The following is a 15,602-nucleotide window of genomic DNA, read 5'->3' as shown; positions in this document are numbered from 1 at the left end:
CTCGGTGAAGTCCCAAACGGGCGAGCGGCAACCCCGCGGCCGGGTTCCGACGTGCTTCTGGTGCTGGGGGAGCTTCACTTCCATCAAGCGGCGCTCCTCGCCTTGGGAGAGTGTGAGCAGGGGGTTCGGGCCAGCGCCCAAAGCCCGAAGCCGAGCTGGGAATGCCCATCGGCCCCGATGGGTCATCCGTCCGAGACTGCCGTGCGGACGGCGCACCACCGGTGGAGTTCGACCTCCTCCCCTTCCGGTGCATACGTCAAGTGAACGCTGCGGGAGCCACGCTCGAGTGTGAGCGAAACTTCACTGATCCGTCCTCGCGCCACCTCAGCGCCGCCAGGTGCGACAAGGATGCGGTCTCCCTCACGTACCCCGGCCCGCTCTGCCCCGGAGCCGGGAATCAGATCCGTGACAACCCCGGTCTCCAGACTTGATATCGCGAAGCCGAGTTCGATTGCCTTGCCCATCTCAGTCTCGCGGATGAATCCCGAACCGAATGCGTCGGATCGTGGCACGATCGGCCGGCCGGCCGACATGGCTTCGAAGTCCGCCTGCCCCGCGTCGCCGAGTTCGCCTCGCACCAGGTCGATCCACTCGGGCACGCCGACCTCCTCCCCCGACCGCTGCCGGTCGAGCACCTCGAGGACCAGGTCGTCGAGGGACCGGCGCTCCTCGGTGCGCGCACGGATCTTCGCATTCAAGTCGACGAAGTAGAACAGTCCACGCCCGTAGGGCACGCGCTGCGCGCGCTGGTCGCGCCAGAACCGCTCGGCTACCTGATCGTTGCTGAGGCGTTGGAGGGGATTCGTGTAGTAGCCGCGGGCACGATCGTTGACCAGGCGGAGGAAAGCGGACTCGTCGACCAGGCCGGCCCGGTACGCCAAGATGATCGAGTAATACTCGGCGGTGCCTTCAGTGTACCAGGCCGTCCTGCCGTGCTCGCCGTCGAGCCGCGGCCAGTTGTGCGCGGTTTCGTGCGCGATCAGTGTGGCCAGATCGTCCACATCCGGGGACTCGAGCTCGCTGTAGCCGAACATGAACGAGCGTGGGAGCGCGGTGCCGCCGTTGCCCGGGTAGGGGTGTTTGCGGATGAATACCCGGTGCCCTGGAGTTGGCTCACGGAAGAACTTGCTCATAGTGCGGTAGATCCGCTCGCAGCGCGCGGCGACGTCCATTGTATCGAACGACGGATCGCTCGACCAGTACGTCACGAAGGTGCTATCGATGGTGTCAGGGTGGCGGCGCACCGGCCCCGCCATGTAGAAGCAGAACGCCAGCCGCTCGGCCGTGGCGGTGGTCCGGACCATCCCCTCGCCGAGCCCGCTGACTCCGGACCCGCCCCCTACGTCCCAGGTCAGCGTGACGTCGTACTCGACGGTGGTGTCCGGCAACGCCAGGAAGGTGACACCGGCGCCGTTGAGGCCGCCGGCTTCGGCTCGCAGGTCGAACAGCGGGCCGTTCCTGGTGGCCCGCTCGACCACGCGCACCGGAGCGAAGTAACGCACGTGCAGGTCGCCGGCCGTGTCCCGGGTGGCCGACCAGCGCCGATAGGTCCCCGACGATGTCGCCGGCTCGTCGGTCTCGACGAGTTCGAGCCGGCCATCGGCGTCGGTGGCCTCGATCTCCGCTGTGGACACCGCGCTGCCGGGGATGCCGACGATGATCCGGGGGAGCCGGAACAGCGTGCCGGCCGCGGGCACGTCCGGTGACTCCACGACGTAATCGACCCGCATACCATCGGGCTGAGGCGACAACGTGAGCTGGAGCCGCGGCGGGGTCACCGAACCACCTCTTCCGCTTCCACGGATTTCCTGTCCACAATGGATTCTCCTGCGGGGAAACCGGCATAGGGGTTTCCTTCGAGGAGCGGGTTACGTTCGGTCGGCAGGTACCTGGCCCACCAGTCCAGCACGTGCCGGAACCGCTCGACCCGGTGCCGCGGCTGGCCGGAGCGGGTCAGATTGTGGTTCTCCCCCGGGAAGATCAGCAACGCGGTCGGCACGTTCCGCGCGAGCAAAGCGGCGTAAAAGACCTGCGCCTGCGCGAAGGAGCACCGCAGGTCCTTTTCGGAGTGGACGATCAGCGTCGGCGTCGTGATGCGATCGACGTAGCTCATCGGACTCTGCTCGACAAGACGGTCCAGCGACTCCCCGTGCGGCCGCGGATCGGCGAGCCAGCCGACATCGCTCGTGCCGACGAAGAGCACCTGGTCGTTGGTCGCCCGCTCACTGATGGCCGCGGCGAACCGATCGGTCCGGCCGATCAGCAGACTCGTCATCGTGCCGCCGTAGCTCCCACCCATGATGCCAACCCGGCCGGTGTCCATGCCCGGCAGCGCCGCGACCTGCTCGACGAACGCGAGCAGGTCGTCGGCGTCGACCGTCCCCAGCTTGTCATCGATGGCCTCGCTGTGCTCCGGCCCGTAGCCGAGCGAGCCCCGCGGGTTGCACAGCGCGACAGCGTATCCGGCCTCGGCGTACACCTGAGCCTCGTCGAACACCGCCGATGTGTGGTGCCAGTGCGGACCGCCGTGGATGTGCAACAGCACCGGGTGCGGTCCGGGACCGCCCGGCCGCACCACCCAGCCGTGGACGGGGTACCCGTCGGACGCCGTGGCGATGATCTCTTCGGGTTCGCGGATCGCGAGGCTTTCGCTCAGCAGGCCGGAAAAGTTTGTCAGTGCCCTGGTCTTGCCGTCGACGTGCAGGACGACCTCTCCGGGTGACGTCGTGGTCGACACACTCACCGCGAGCGCCGGCTTCCCGCCGGCGATTCCGGCGCAGTACCCGCCGACCGTGTACCGGTCGTCCAGAAGGGACAGTTGATCGCCCTCGGCCGTGTAAGACACCAGCCGGGCCACACCACGGTGAGCCGAGCTGAACACGAGCCGATCGCCGGGGAAGCACACGCCGAGCGCGTTCGCGGTGATCGGTGGCATGAGGTCGACGCTGCCTTTCGCGGTCACCCGCTCTGGCGCTTTCTCCCTGACCTCGACGAGGGCCCGCCAGACCCCGAAATTGTGTTCGCGCCAGCGCACACGATCCTCCCGGAGCGAGACGCCGACGAAGAGGACCGCAGTGCCGTCGGGGGTGAAGGCCGGGCGCCCGCCGGACACCGAGCCGTCGGTGAGGACGCGCAGTCCGCTGCCGTCGGGTGCGCACACGTGGATGTCCACTCCAGACTCACGCTCGGCTCCGGCCCGTCGGCGGGCGGCGAAGGCCAGCAGCGTTCCATCCGGATTCCAGACCGGCGCTTCCTCGTCGTGCTCGTCATCGAGGACCACCCAGGGGTCGGCCGGCCTGCCCTCGGCAGGAAGGTCGAGCACGTGCAGCTTGCGGCGCCGGTCGACGGTGTAGCCGAGGCCGTCCGCCTGATAGAACGGCCGGGTAACCAATCGAGGCGGCTCCTGGTCCGCCCCCACGGCCGGGTCGGTGCCGTACCGGCCAGGCTCGGGCAGCAACGCGAGGTAGGCGATCCGGTCCGCGTCGGGGCTCCACACTGGCGCGGCCACGCCCATCGGATGGTGGGTCAGCTGCCACGCATCACCGCCACGGGCCCGCATGACGTGCAGCTGTGGCCGCCCACGCCCATCCGGCCGCACGAACGCTACCCAGCGGCCGTCCGGCGAGTACGCGGGCTCCGCATCACGATCGCCGTGGGTGAACCGCCGCGGCGGCTCGCCATCGGCGGTGGGGATCATCCAGATCCGGCTCACGTGGTCGTTGTGGTCGACCCGGGGCGATCGCCGCGTGACGAGTATGGCGCTCCCGTCCGGGGATAGAGACGGGCGGCCGAGGCTGTAAATGTGGTCGATGTCCTGTGGTTTCACGTGCTCCGTCCAATCAGGTCCCGTACGTCCCCGGCGAGCCGGGTGAGGCTGTCCTGCTCCGCGTACATCATGTGGCCGCCGTCGTAGCGCGCGAGCCTCACCCGCTCGATCGGCCAGCCGCATTGGGCCGCCGCGTGTTCGGCGGCACCGATCGTGGTGGACAGGTCATGGATTCCGGTGCAGACCAGCAACCGGAGGTCGGGCAGCGTGGTCATCGCCCTGGTGAGCGCGTCGCCGTACGGCCAGTCCCCGAACGGCGAGTCCGTCGCCGCCCACGACCACTTCCCCACCATGCCGGTCGCCCGGTGCACGTACTCTTCCGCCCGACCGGCCCCGAGGAAGTCATGCAAGTAAGGATCGATAGCCGCGTCGATCGCACGCTCCACCGTGTCGGCGCCTTCCGGCTGGGGGCCGAGCATCTTTGCCTCGATCGAGCCCGGGTTTGCGGGCTTCGCCGGCGGCCCTGCGAAGCGGCCATCGTACAAGTGCAGCACCAGGTTCTCCTCGGCCAGCAGCTCTGCCCGGAACTCGTGTTTCGTCAGGCGCAGCCCTCGCTCGGCCCAGCGCGTCGAGGGGATGCCGGTCAGCTCGGCCAGCCTCCGCGCGACACGCTTGCGCTGAGCTTCCGGAAGCCGGGATCCCTTCCACAGTGCCGGAAAGTATTCAGTGAGCGCGAACTCGGATGCCTCCTCGACCACCTCCGGCATCGACGGTTCCTGACTGCCGGTCCGCCCGTGGTACCGAGCGATCGCGGCGAACGTCGGCAATGACACAACGTAGCCCGTCAGGTTGCTCCGGCGTCCGGAGGTCTCGATGATGTTGGTGGCCTGGCTGATCAGGCACACCCCGGCGAGCCGCACGCCTCGGGCGGCCAGCTCCGCCGCGACGGTCGCGACCCGGATCGTCCCGTAGCTCTCCCCAGCCAGGTACACGGGCGAGGACGCGCGATCGTGGTCGCGCAGCCACCGCTGAATCCAGGCCGCCATCAGACCCGCGTCGGAGGTCACGCCGGCAAACGCGGCGGCGTCGGTCCCCTCCGCGACACGGCTGTAACCGGTTCCGGGCGGATCGAAGAACACGAGGTCAGCGACGTCCAGCAGACAGTGTTCATTGTGGATGGTCGGTAGATCCGGCGTCGCAGTGGCGAGGTTGTCAGGAAAGCCGACGCGGCGTGGCCCGAACGCGCCGACATGCAACGGTACGGACGCCACGATCGGCCCCCCGTTGCAGAGGAACAGCACCGGCCGGTCCGCCGGATCCCCGGCGTCACTGGCGAGGTAATCGATCGACACGATCTCGGCCGCCGGCCCCCCCGCCCCGGCTGGCGCCACCGTGATTGGCCGCACCGTGGCTGTGTAGCCGACCTCACGACCATTAAACCGTCCACTGTGGTGGGTGATGACCGCCTCCGAGGTGACGCTCACTGTGATACTCCCGTCTGGATCGCCGGGGACTCGCCGAACGGCGCGATGTTCAACTCCGGATAGATCTCCGCCGGGAAGTAGACGTCGCCGCGCTTGACGACCATCCTGATTCGGCGGATCGCGCTGATGTCGAGGGTGGGGTCGCCGTCGAGGAGCACCAGGTCGGCGTCCTTGCCAAGCTCGACGCTGCCGCTGCGCCACCCTCTGCCGAGGTGCTCAGCGCAGTCCAATGTGGCCATTCGGAGCACCCGGGCGGCGGGAATTCCCGCCGCGACGTAGAGCTCCAGCTCGCGGTGCAGCGTGAACCCGGTGCCGTCGTCCGTGCCGGGCCAGAGCGGAACGCCGGCTTCGTGCAGCATGGCCATGACCCGCAACAAGACGGGGAACGACTCCTCGTAGGCCCGCAACTGCTCTTCGTCCTTGGCCGGCACGAAGGTGCGACGGCGGTAGCGCTGGTAGCCGACCGGCGTGTGGTAGAGGTACGGGACGTCGCCCTGCTGCACCTGGCCCGCACGGCTGAGCATCAGCCGCTCCAGGATCACCGCGGTGGTGTCGAGGCCGACGCCGAGCCGCCGCATGAGCCCGAGCGTGCGCCGCACCCTGGCGCCATCGAGGTCGAGGTCGCGGGCCCGGGCCATGGCGGTCAGCCTCAGCGGGGTGCGGGTGTCCTCGTCCTTGTCCAGCAGCCAGCCCAGTACGAGCTGGTTGATGTGGGTGATCTCGTCGAAACCGGCCAGCATCATCTCGTCCGGTGTGGTGAACGCCGGGACGTGCCCCGTGACGCGCAGCCCCAGCCGGTGGGCTTCGGCGGCGATCCGCTCGGGCCACGACGGGTCGACGGAGTTGTAGATCTTGATCTGGTGGTACCCGCGGGCGGCGTACCAGCGGACGGCGTCGATTGCCTCCTCGAGGGTCTCCGGCAGCACGCCGAGTGCGGCCGAGTAGGGGCTGCGCCCTTCGATGAGCCCAGACGGGACGATCGTGGGCCCGGGCAGCTCCCCGCTGTCGACCTTCGGGATCAGGTCTAGCAGCATGGCGTTGTCGTTCCCCATGTCCCGCACGGTGGTGACGCCCGCGGCCAGGAAGAACGATCCGGCCGCGGCCGTGGTGTGAGTATGCATGTCGTGCAGGCCGGCCAGGAGTGTGCCGCCTTGACCGTCAATCTGCACCTCGCCGCTCGTAAGTTCGCTGCCGCGCTCCACCGCGGTGACCCGGCCGCGGAAGAAGACCACCGAGCACGGTCCGGTCAACGTGAGCGTGTGCGGATCGAACACACGTACGTCGCGGACTCGCACCGGGGTGTCGAAGCGGTGTCTGATCCGATGCTGGATCCGCCGTGCGTGATGCGCGCCAAGCTCGCGGTCGAGCGCCACCAGTTCCGGGTAGGCGTCCGCATGGTCCTCACGGACCACGACCTCGCGGACCATGAGTGTCCCGCCCAGTTTGGCGACCATCCGGCGTTGTTCGTCGAGCAGGACGAACTCGGGAAACAAGCCGACGCCGGCGAGCACGTAGGCTTCGAGGTCGGTGCCGGCGAGCCGCACCGGGCGCAGATGCTTGACGGTCAGCTTGCCCGAGGGCAACGCGTCGACTGTGCCGCCCGCCGCCAGTGCCGCCCGTGCGTAGACGCCGGACGCGTACGGGCTGGTGTCGTTGGCGAGGTAGAGCGCGGGGGGATGAGCCGGCCGATCCCCCTCGTCCGCCTGGCTGGTCCACTCACAACGGTTGCCGGCGACGGTGAAACGTTCCCGCACCGCGCCGCCCATCAACGAGGTCCCGTCGATCTCCCAGCGCCGAGGAAGCCCGCTCGGGTCGAGCCCGATGTGCTCGCGCAGCTTCGCGCCCCGGCCGTTGGTGTCGACCCTGTAATCGACGAGCGCCTCAGCGCCGTCATCTCGGACGTCGACCGATCCGACGCGTTCGCCGCCGGAGTAGACAACCCAGCGCTCGGCTCCTGGCAAGCCCTCGAAAGGGACATTCGACCGCTCGTGCGGGCTCAGCGCTTCTTCGTCGCCGGAAGGGTTTTCAGGCATCCTTGCCTCGCCACGCCACGCAGGTGATCTCGAAGCTGGCATTGGCGGGCATGCCGGCGACAACCAGCGAGGCACGCGCCGGCTCGTCCTTGGTGAAGTAGTTGCGGTAGACCTCATTGAGCACCGGCCAGTGTTCGGTGTGCCGGAGGTAGCAGGTCACCGAAACGACGTCGGCCAGCGCGAAGCCGGCCCGCGCCAGCGTGGCCTCGAGGTTGTCCATCGCCTGCCGGATTTCGGCTTCGATGCCGCCGTCGACGATCGTCGAAGTGCCGGGCAGGAACCCGCCGGTGCCCGCGATGTAGCAGTGCTCGCCCGCCACCACTGCCGACGAGTACGGGCCGAGCGCGGAGCCGGTGTTGATGGTCTTCTTTGCCATGGTTCTCCTATCGGACGGCGCTCAGCTCGGCCAGCAAGTGGTCGACGTCGGCGTCAGTGGTGTGCAGGTAAGGCGAAATCCGGAGGCGGCCGCCTCGCGAAGCGACAGCGATTCCCGAGCCGGCAAGCCGGTCCACCGCCGCTGGGACATCGGGCAGCCCGGCCAGGCTGACGATGCCGCCAGTCCTGGCGGCTGAGGCGACAGGCAGGAGCCCGAGTTCGGCGGTCTCAGCGCGGATGCGCTGCGCCAGCTCGGCGACTCGCACCTGGATCTCGGGGAATCCGATGGCCCGCCGGACGGCCGACGCCGCTTCGAGCGCGTACACGCCAGGCAGGTTCAGGTGGCCGTAGGACAGTTTCGCGCTCGGCGGCGGATTGCCATGGCCGAGCAGGGACGGCTTCAACCTGTCGAGGCTCTCGCGCTTCGCGATCACCACCGCGACGCCGAACCCGGCAAGCAGCCACTTGTAGCCGGTGGCGACGTAGAAATCCACCCCACTCAGCTCAACCGGGACGGCACCGGCCGCTTGGGCGCCGTCGCACACCAGCATCGCGCCAGCCCGTGCGCAGGCCGCCCCGAGCACGTCGAGGTCGATCGTGGTGCCGGTGAACGAGCTGACCTGGGACACCGCCACTACCCGGGTGCGCGGCCCGATCGCCGCCAGGAGCGCGCCGAGCCGATCATCACCGGCCAGCGGCGGCACCTCGGCCAAAGTCACCTCGTCCCCCAGCTCGAGCCAGGGGAGGCGGACGGTCGGGAACTCGTCGGAGAGCACCAGGACCTCGTCACCCGGGCGCCATGGTACGGCGTGCGCGAACGCGTTCAGTGCCTCGCCGGTGCTGGCCATGAAACCGATGTCGTCCGCGGTGACCCCGAACTCCGCGGCGAACGTCTCCCGTGCCCGCTCGGTCACGGGCCGCCACCGCAGGGCGCCTCGGGTACCGAGACCCATCGCGTCGTAGCAGTCGGCGACCGCCTGGCGAACCTCACGAGGCACGAGACCGATCGACGCGGTGTCGAAATATCCGGCCGAAGGGCCGCCGCTGAGCCTGCGAATCAGGTCGCCCATGTCGGTTCACACCTCAAAGAATTCTACTACTAGTCGAAATGTTCGACTACATGTCGCCATCATGTTCGCCCTGCAACTCGTTGAGGTAGTTGTAGATCGTGTGCCGGCTGACGCCGAGCTCGTGTGCCGCCTGGTCCACCGCGCCTCGCAGCGCGAAGAAGCCGCGGCGGTTCAGGTCTTCGGTGACGGCGTACTTGTGCACCTTTTTCATCAGCTCCACCGGCACCCCGACCGCCTCGATGGCCCGGCTCAACACGCCTTCGCTCAGGTTCTCGATCGAGTCGGCGAAGGTCTCCATGGGTTCGGCGACGCCCGGTTCGACGCCGGGCATATCGGTCGCGGTGAGTCCGGCGAGGATCTCCTGCGCCTGGTGCAACGCGGTGATGTCGGCGTTCAGGCAGAGACAGGCGACGGGTTTCCCGGACGGCGCATGGAAATAGATGCTCGACGACCGCATCTTCAGCCCGTCGGGCAGCTCAGTCGAGTACCGCAGCCAGTGGTCGGTCTGGCCCTCCTTGAAGCTGCGCAGCCCCAGGTCGGTCGGCGGCCCTCCGACCTCCCGCCCGGTGATGGCGCCGCCGATCGCCGCGATCGTGTTCGGCATGGCAGTCAGGTTGTGCAGGACTACCTCAGTGCGCGGGGCCAGAGCCTGCGCGAGCGCCGGGACGATCGGCCCGACCAGGCTCACCACCAACGCCGCGTGCGCGCACTCGGCGGTGGTGAAGTTCAGCTCCCGGTCTTCGGGTTCGCTCGTCATATCTCGAGCACCTCTCTGTTCACGCGATGAGAGGCCCGGCTCGACCCCGCGGGAAGCAGTACTTACCAGCAACCGTCGCACGACACCTGTCTATCAGATATTTCTACTTCTTGTCTATATCTGCGACAATCTGTATAGTTCTGACTACTTACGTGAAGGGAACCTGAGCTATGCATCAGAGAATCCGGCGTATCCGCCTCGCACTGCCTGCGGCTGCCGCCAGCCTGGTCCTGCTGACTACCGCCTGCACCGGCGGATCCGGTACACCGGCGGGCGCCGCTCCCGCCACGGAGTCGGACATTCCGTCCTTTACCTATGCGATTCCGGCGATGCCTACCTCGCTCACCGGCATCACCACGAAGGTCCAAACCCAGCTGATCACCTCACTGGTGACCGAACCGCTGGAACGGGTCTCCCTCAACGAGGGCACCGCCCAGCTCCAGCCGAATCTCGCCACCTCCGCACGGCAGGTGGATCCCCAGACGCTCGTCTACACCTTGCGCAGCGGCGTCAAATTCTCCGACGGCACTCCGCTGACCGCGGACGACGTCGCCTGGAGCATCAAGGCTGCGGCGGCCAAGACCGCCGAGACAGCGGGCAACATGGCCGGCTTCGCCGGCGCCACGGCGAGCGGTCCGGGGGAGGTGACCGTGAAATGGGCGTTCCCCAGCGTGAACATGCGCGAAACGGTCTCCGAGTTGCCAGTGCTGGAGGCAGCCTTCGCCACCGCTCACCCGGACGATCTGGGTACCTCGGCGGCGCTGCCGGTCGGCAGCGGCCCGTACGCCTATCAGTCGCAGACTTCGCAGGACATCAGTCTGAAGCCCAACCCGAACTACTGGGGTACCCGGCCCAAGGCGCAGAACGTGAAGTTCACGGTCATCGCCGACGGGGCGAGCGCGCAGCTGGCCATGCGGTCCGACTCGATCCAAGGCTCCGGGATCGCCGACCTCAAGACCACCACGCAGTGGCAAGGCATCAACGGCACCACCGTCTACACGGCGCAGAACCTGGTCTCGGACCTGCTTTCGATGGACACCTCCAAGCCGCCCTTCAACGACCTTCACGTACGCCAGGCAGTGGCTTACTCGATCGACCGCAAGGGCATCCTCGCCGCCGCCTTCGGCGGCAACGCCGAACAGCTCCAGACGCTGGTCCCGATCGAGGAGCTGGCCGGTGTGATGCCGTCCCAGGCCGAAGCGCAGCAGTTCCTCGATTCACTGCCGCAGTACGAACTCGATCCCGCCAAAGCGAAGGCCCAGCTCGCCCAGTCCGCCTATCCGAACGGATTCTCGGTGACCGTGCCCTACATCAACGGGTCCAACTGGTCACGGCTGCTGGTGCTCAACCTGCAACAGAACATGAAACCTCTTGGCGTCACCATCACGCCGCAACCGGTCCCGGCCGGCCAGTGGTTCCAGACCTTCTTCAGTCACCAAGCCACCGGGCTCCAGGTTCTCAGTGGATTCAGCACCACCACGACCGACCCCGCCGGCCTGTTGTTCGGCTTCGTCGGCGCGGCGAACATGAAGCCCAACCTGCCCAACTCGGCCAACTTCACCAACGATGTCATCGAGAAGAACTATCCCGCCATCGCACCGGCGACAGCGGGCACCTACTCCAAGGCCGACCGCTGGGCGGCGACCAAGGCGATCCTCACTGACGTGGCCCATCAGTTGCCCTACATCCCGTTGTTCAGTGAGAAGACCGCCTACGCACTCGCCAAGGGGTACACGTTCACCCAGAATCCGAGCCTGTTCGACACTCTCAGCGGCGCCTGGATCGACCTGTTGAGGTCCACCACATGATGTTGTTGTCGTTCACCGCGCGGCGGCTGGCAGCCGCCGCGGTGTTGCTCCTGGTACTCAGCTTCGGTGTCTTCGCGCTGCTTGCGATGACACCTGGGTCGCCGCTGCAGACCCTGATCGGCACGCGCCCGGCGACGCCCGAACTGATCGAGACGCTGAACGCGAAATATCACCTCGACCAGTCCTTCCTCACGCAGTACTGGTCATGGCTCGGCAACGCCGTCCGGTTCGACTTCGGCCAATCGATCTCGGTCCAGGTCGACCGCGGTGTCACCGGGCTGATCGGGGATCGGCTGCTGCTCTCGCTGCAGCTGGCGGTCTACGCCGTGATCCTCGTGCTCGGCTTCGGCGTCCCGCTGGGCATGGCAGCGGGCATCCGGCGCGGCCGGACCACCGACCGGACCGTGTCGCTGCTGGCCACTTTCGGTATAAGCGCACCAGCTTTCGTGCTATCCATCGCACTGCTGTACGTGTTCGGTGTGTGGCTGGACTGGTTCCCCGTGTTCGGTGTGGGTGAAGGCTTCCGCGATCGCGTCGTCCACCTGACACTGCCCGCGATCGCGCTCGCCGGGTTCCTCTCCGCCATCGTCATCCGCCAGACCAGGGCGGCGACGCTCACCGTGATGCACCAGGACTACGTCGCCTTCGCGCGCATCCGCGGGCTGAGCCCGTTCCGAGTACTGGTGCGGTACGCGTTGCGTAACTCGGCCCTGCCGATCGTGACCAGCGCCGGCATGCTGCTCATCGCGGCGCTGTCGGCCGACCTGTTCGTCGAGCAGGTGTTCTCGCTGCCCGGCGTCGCCTCGTTGCTACTGCAGGCCGTGACCGACAAGGACATCCCCGTGGTGCAGGGGGTCGCCGTGCTCCTCGGCATGGTCGTCGTGCTCGTCAACCTACTGGTGGACCTGCTCACGCTGGTCCTCGACCCCCGCACCCGGACCAGCCAGAATCGAGGTGCCTGATGGTGGCCGTCTCCCAGGTTCCGGCGGGCCGAGCGCGCTCGGCCCGCCGGAACCGCATGCCCATCACCGTCCGGCTCGCGACCGGGTGGCTGTTCGTGGCGGTAGTGCTCGCGGTGTTCGGCCGCCGCCTCGCCCCCTTCGACCCAGGTGAGCAGAACCCGCTGCTCAGCGTTTCCCCACCGAGCGGCGCGCACTGGCTCGGCACCGACCAGCTCGGCAGCGACGTGCTGTCCGAGGTCATGGCCGGAGCCGGGACAGCCTTGCTCGGGCCGCTGTGTGTGGCGCTGGGCACGGTACTTCTCGGCGGCGCGCTCGGCCTGCTCGCCGGCTACCGCGGTGGGCTCATCGACTCGCTCACCAACCGGTTCGCGGACCTGATGTACGCCCTTCCCGGTCTACTGGTGATCGTCGTCGTGATCGGCGTGGTCGGCGGCGGCTACTGGGTCGCGGTCGCCGTCCTCACCGTGCTCACCCTCCCCGGTGAGATCCGGTTGTGCCGCAGCGCCACCCAGGTGCAGGCCCGGCTGCCCTATGTGGAAGCCGCGCGCACGCTCGGGCTGCCGGCGGCGCGGATCATGAGGCGCCACATCCTGCCCAACATCATGCCGACGGTGATCGCCACGTTCCTGCTCGACTTCGTCGGCGCGTTGGTCAGCCTGTCCGGGCTGTCCTACCTCGGACTCGGTGCACCACCGGGAATCCCCGACTGGGGCGCCCTGCTGCAGACGGGGCAGAACCTGCTGACCGACAACCCGATGATCTCGCTCGTGCCCGGCGCGCTGATCGCGCTCACCGCCACCAGCGTCACGCTCCTCGGCGACTGGCTCTATGACCGCTACTCCGTAGGTGGGACCCGACCGTGAACCCCTTGCTGACCGTCCAGGACCTGCACGTCCAAGCAGCGCACCGCACCCTCGTCCGCGACGTCTCCTTCGACCTGCGAGCCGGGGAAACCCTCGGCATCGTCGGGGAGTCCGGCAGTGGCAAGACCGTCACCGCTCGGTCGATCGTGGCCATGCTGCCCGAAGGTTTGCGGGCCTCCGGGACCGTGGCGTTCGACGGCATCCCGTTGCTGGGCAAGCGCGAGCGCGAGCTGCGCCCGTTGCGGGGGACGCGGTTCGGCATGGTCATGCAAGACCCGTTCACCACGCTGAACCCGCTTCAGACCACCGGTGAGCACATTCGCGAGTCCTTGCCGCGGGCCCTGCAGCGCTCGCGCTCGACCGCACAGGCCGAGGTCGCCCGCCGGCTGGCCGAAGTCGGGCTCGACCCCGCCGACATCGCCAAGCGATACCCGTTCCAGCTTTCCGGCGGCATGCGCCAGCGCGTGGCCATCGCGGCCGCCCTCGCCGGCGACCCCGAGCTGCTGATCGCCGACGAGCCGACGACCGCGCTCGACGCCACCACCCAGGCCGAGATCCTGGGTCTGCTGCGAAAACTGCAGACCGACCGCGGGATGGCGCTGATCCTGATCACCCACGATCTCCGAGTGACCTTCTCCGTCTGCGACCGCGTCCTGGTGATGTACGCCGGCTCGGTCCTCGAGGATGCGCCGTCAGCCGCGATGACACGGGCGCCGCGGCATCCGTACACGCTTGGCCTGCTGCTCGCGGAGCCTCCGGTCTCGCACGTCGTGGCGCGCCTCAACTCGATACCCGGCAGTGTGCCACTCGCAGACGAGATCGCCGACACGTGTGCGTTCACCGCCCGATGTGAATGGGCGCGACCGGTGTGCTCGGCCGGACGGCCATCGCTCACCGTCATCGATGGCGGCCGGTCGTCCGCCTGCCTGCGCATCGCCGAGATCGGCCAGGAGGTCGACGTCCGGCAAACCACGCTCGGCGAGCCGGCCACCTCGGCCCCGGTGAACGCGGGCGATCCGATCCTTACCGTCACCGGCCTGCACAAGGTCCACCGCACCAGCGGGCTCGGCGGGCGCGCCCGCACCACCCCAGCGGTGGCCGACGTGTCGTTCGAGGTCAAGCAAGGTGAATCAGTCGGACTGGTCGGTGAATCCGGCTCCGGCAAGACGACCATCGCCCGGTGCGTGCTCGGCCTGGCCACCCCGACGTCCGGCACCATCCGGCTCGGGCCGCTCGACGTCAGCGATCCGCGGCGGCTGACCAGGTCCCAGCGTCGCCAGGCCACCCAGCTCGTGCAGGTCGTCTTCCAGGATCCCTACGCCTCGCTCAACCCGATGCTCACCATCGGCGCGACGCTGGGCGAAGCGCTCACCGCGGGCGGCGGCGGCACCGTCGCCGAGCTGCTGCGACAGGTTGGGCTTCCGGCGCCGTACGCCAGACGGAAACCCGCGGCGCTCTCGGGCGGCGAACGGCAGCGGGTGGCGATCGCCCGCGCCATCGCGGTCCGGCCGAAGCTGCTGATCTGCGACGAAGCAGTCGCCGCGCTCGACGTCTCGGTGCAGGCCCAAATCCTCGAACTCCTGCGTGAAGTCCGCCGCACGCAAGGAACCAGCCTGTTGTTCATCACCCACGACCTGGCGGTGGTCCGGCAGATGACCGATCGAGCCGTCGTGTTGCGCCGCGGCGAGGTCGTCGAGGCCGGCCGCACCGAGACATTGCTGGACTCCCCCACCCACCCGTACACGGCGAGCCTCGTCGCGTCAGTACCTGGTGGACAGCCGGAGGCCGTCAACCGCGCGCATGGCGCCTGACCTTCATAAGGCACCGGCTATGACATGTCCGAAGACAGGCACCCGTTCACCGGGCACGTGAGGTGTGGGGTGCCTTCGCGGGCGATCTGTTCGATCAACGACGCCTCGCCGGTGACCGGATGGTCGTTGTCATCGAATGCGGGGTCCTGATCAGAACTACAGGGGCTTCAGATCATCCTCGGCACGGTGCGTCTCTCCATTTCGCACCGCTGAGGGTCACCCAGAGGTTCTGATCATTCCTCCTCTGCCGCGGCGGTGTGGATGGCCTTGAACTCGACCGGGGTGAGCTTGCCCAGGGCCTCGTTGCCAAGCGGTCGCCGAGGAGAAGTCACCGGACCGCAGCAGCGACTCCCACAAGCGGATCATCCGCTCCGTTTCACTCGCCCGCGTTCGCCGCCGACACTCGCCGCCGGGGCCGGACTGCTCGCGGCAGTCTCGCCGGGCGTCCACGGAGAGCCGACCGCAGGGCTCTGACGTGCGGCGGGCTGCGGACCGCGCCGAGCCGAACTCGAACAGTTGTCACCTATTGACTGTTGACGCTTGATTACTTTACGCTCGGCGCCAACCTGGAAAGGCTGGCCGACGGGCTGCGTGCTCCCCGCCCGCAAGCTTGAGCGCACCTCAGTGAGGAGGGATGAGCGCGCGATTTTCCGGCGCGCCGGCCCGGCCCGCG

At 68.2% G+C, this 15,602-nt stretch carries 11 protein-coding genes; 4 read left to right on the top strand and 7 right to left on the bottom strand.

Going from position 1 to position 15,602, the window contains the following annotated elements; translation table 11 throughout:
* Positions 1-182 precede the first annotated feature (182 nt).
* The 7 genes from BMY97_RS22150 to BMY97_RS22125 are packed head-to-tail and all read right to left on the bottom strand — an operon-like array spanning position 183 to position 9,566.
* A complete protein-coding gene (locus tag BMY97_RS22150) occupies positions 183-1,778 on the bottom strand; it encodes a M61 family metallopeptidase (RefSeq protein WP_143086254.1) in 1,596 nt (531 codons plus the stop codon).
* On the bottom strand, positions 1,775-3,826 hold the full coding sequence (locus tag BMY97_RS22145; protein ID WP_177231485.1) for a S9 family peptidase: 2,052 nt from the start codon (positions 3,824-3,826) through the stop codon (positions 1,775-1,777). Before BMY97_RS22145 ends, BMY97_RS22150 begins: the two co-directional genes overlap by 4 nt.
* Complete coding sequence (locus tag BMY97_RS46070; protein WP_177231484.1) at positions 3,823-5,250, bottom strand: S10 family peptidase; 1,428 nt, start codon at positions 5,248-5,250, stop codon at positions 3,823-3,825. Before BMY97_RS46070 ends, BMY97_RS22145 begins: the two co-directional genes overlap by 4 nt.
* Complete coding sequence (locus BMY97_RS22140; RefSeq protein WP_177231483.1) at positions 5,247-7,283, bottom strand: amidohydrolase family protein; 2,037 nt, start codon at positions 7,281-7,283, stop codon at positions 5,247-5,249. Before BMY97_RS22140 ends, BMY97_RS46070 begins: the two co-directional genes overlap by 4 nt.
* A complete protein-coding gene (locus BMY97_RS22135; protein WP_091619049.1) occupies positions 7,276-7,659 on the bottom strand; it encodes a RidA family protein in 384 nt (127 codons plus the stop codon). Before BMY97_RS22135 ends, BMY97_RS22140 begins: the two co-directional genes overlap by 8 nt.
* A gap of 7 nt (positions 7,660-7,666) precedes the next feature.
* Positions 7,667-8,728 carry an aminotransferase class V-fold PLP-dependent enzyme gene (locus BMY97_RS22130; RefSeq protein ID WP_091619047.1) on the bottom strand — a complete coding sequence of 354 codons (1,062 nt, stop codon included), beginning with the start codon at positions 8,726-8,728 and terminating at the stop codon, positions 7,667-7,669.
* A 46-nt stretch (positions 8,729-8,774) separates the two neighbouring features.
* Entirely contained in the window at positions 8,775-9,566 is a 792-nt protein-coding gene (locus tag BMY97_RS22125) for a helix-turn-helix transcriptional regulator (protein WP_143086252.1), read from the bottom strand.
* Between the two features lie 89 nt (positions 9,567-9,655).
* Here BMY97_RS22125 and BMY97_RS22120 point away from each other — a divergent pair, with 89 nt between their 5' ends.
* Genes BMY97_RS22120 through BMY97_RS22105 form a run of 4 tightly spaced genes read left to right on the top strand, consistent with a single transcriptional unit; the run spans position 9,656 to position 14,929 of the window.
* On the top strand, positions 9,656-11,293 hold the full coding sequence (locus BMY97_RS22120; protein WP_091619043.1) for an ABC transporter substrate-binding protein: 1,638 nt from the start codon (positions 9,656-9,658) through the stop codon (positions 11,291-11,293).
* On the top strand, positions 11,290-12,255 hold the full coding sequence (locus BMY97_RS22115) for an ABC transporter permease (RefSeq protein ID WP_091619041.1): 966 nt from the start codon (positions 11,290-11,292) through the stop codon (positions 12,253-12,255). The genes BMY97_RS22120 and BMY97_RS22115 overlap by 4 nt, the downstream gene beginning before the upstream one ends.
* Before the next feature lie 56 nt (positions 12,256-12,311).
* Positions 12,312-13,118, top strand: a complete 807-nt coding sequence (locus BMY97_RS22110) for an ABC transporter permease (RefSeq protein WP_091619188.1) — start codon at positions 12,312-12,314, stop codon at positions 13,116-13,118.
* Entirely contained in the window at positions 13,115-14,929 is a 1,815-nt protein-coding gene (locus BMY97_RS22105; RefSeq protein WP_245787431.1) for a dipeptide ABC transporter ATP-binding protein, read from the top strand. Before BMY97_RS22110 ends, BMY97_RS22105 begins: the two co-directional genes overlap by 4 nt.
* The last annotated feature ends 673 nt before the right edge of the window (positions 14,930-15,602 follow it).

It is taken from the genome of Amycolatopsis saalfeldensis (assembly GCF_900110575.1).
GTDB lineage: Bacteria > Actinomycetota > Actinomycetes > Mycobacteriales > Pseudonocardiaceae > Amycolatopsis > Amycolatopsis saalfeldensis.
This window is presented reverse-complemented; position numbering and strand designations above follow the sequence as displayed.

What these genes read in the sequence shown, in the direction of transcription:
- BMY97_RS22140 (WP_177231483.1), bottom strand. Translation starts at nt 7,283, where the DNA reads ATGCCTGAAAACCCTTCCGGCGACGAAGAAGCGCTGAGCCCGCACGAG.
- BMY97_RS22135 (WP_091619049.1), bottom strand. Translation starts at nt 7,659, where the DNA reads ATGGCAAAGAAGACCATCAACACCGGCTCCGCGCTCGGCCCGTACTCG.
- BMY97_RS22130 (WP_091619047.1), bottom strand. Translation starts at nt 8,728, where the DNA reads ATGGGCGACCTGATTCGCAGGCTCAGCGGCGGCCCTTCGGCCGGATAT.
- BMY97_RS22120 (WP_091619043.1), top strand. Translation starts at nt 9,656, where the DNA reads ATGCATCAGAGAATCCGGCGTATCCGCCTCGCACTGCCTGCGGCTGCC.
- BMY97_RS22115 (WP_091619041.1), top strand. Translation starts at nt 11,290, where the DNA reads ATGATGTTGTTGTCGTTCACCGCGCGGCGGCTGGCAGCCGCCGCGGTG.
- BMY97_RS22110 (WP_091619188.1), top strand. Translation starts at nt 12,312, where the DNA reads ATGCCCATCACCGTCCGGCTCGCGACCGGGTGGCTGTTCGTGGCGGTA.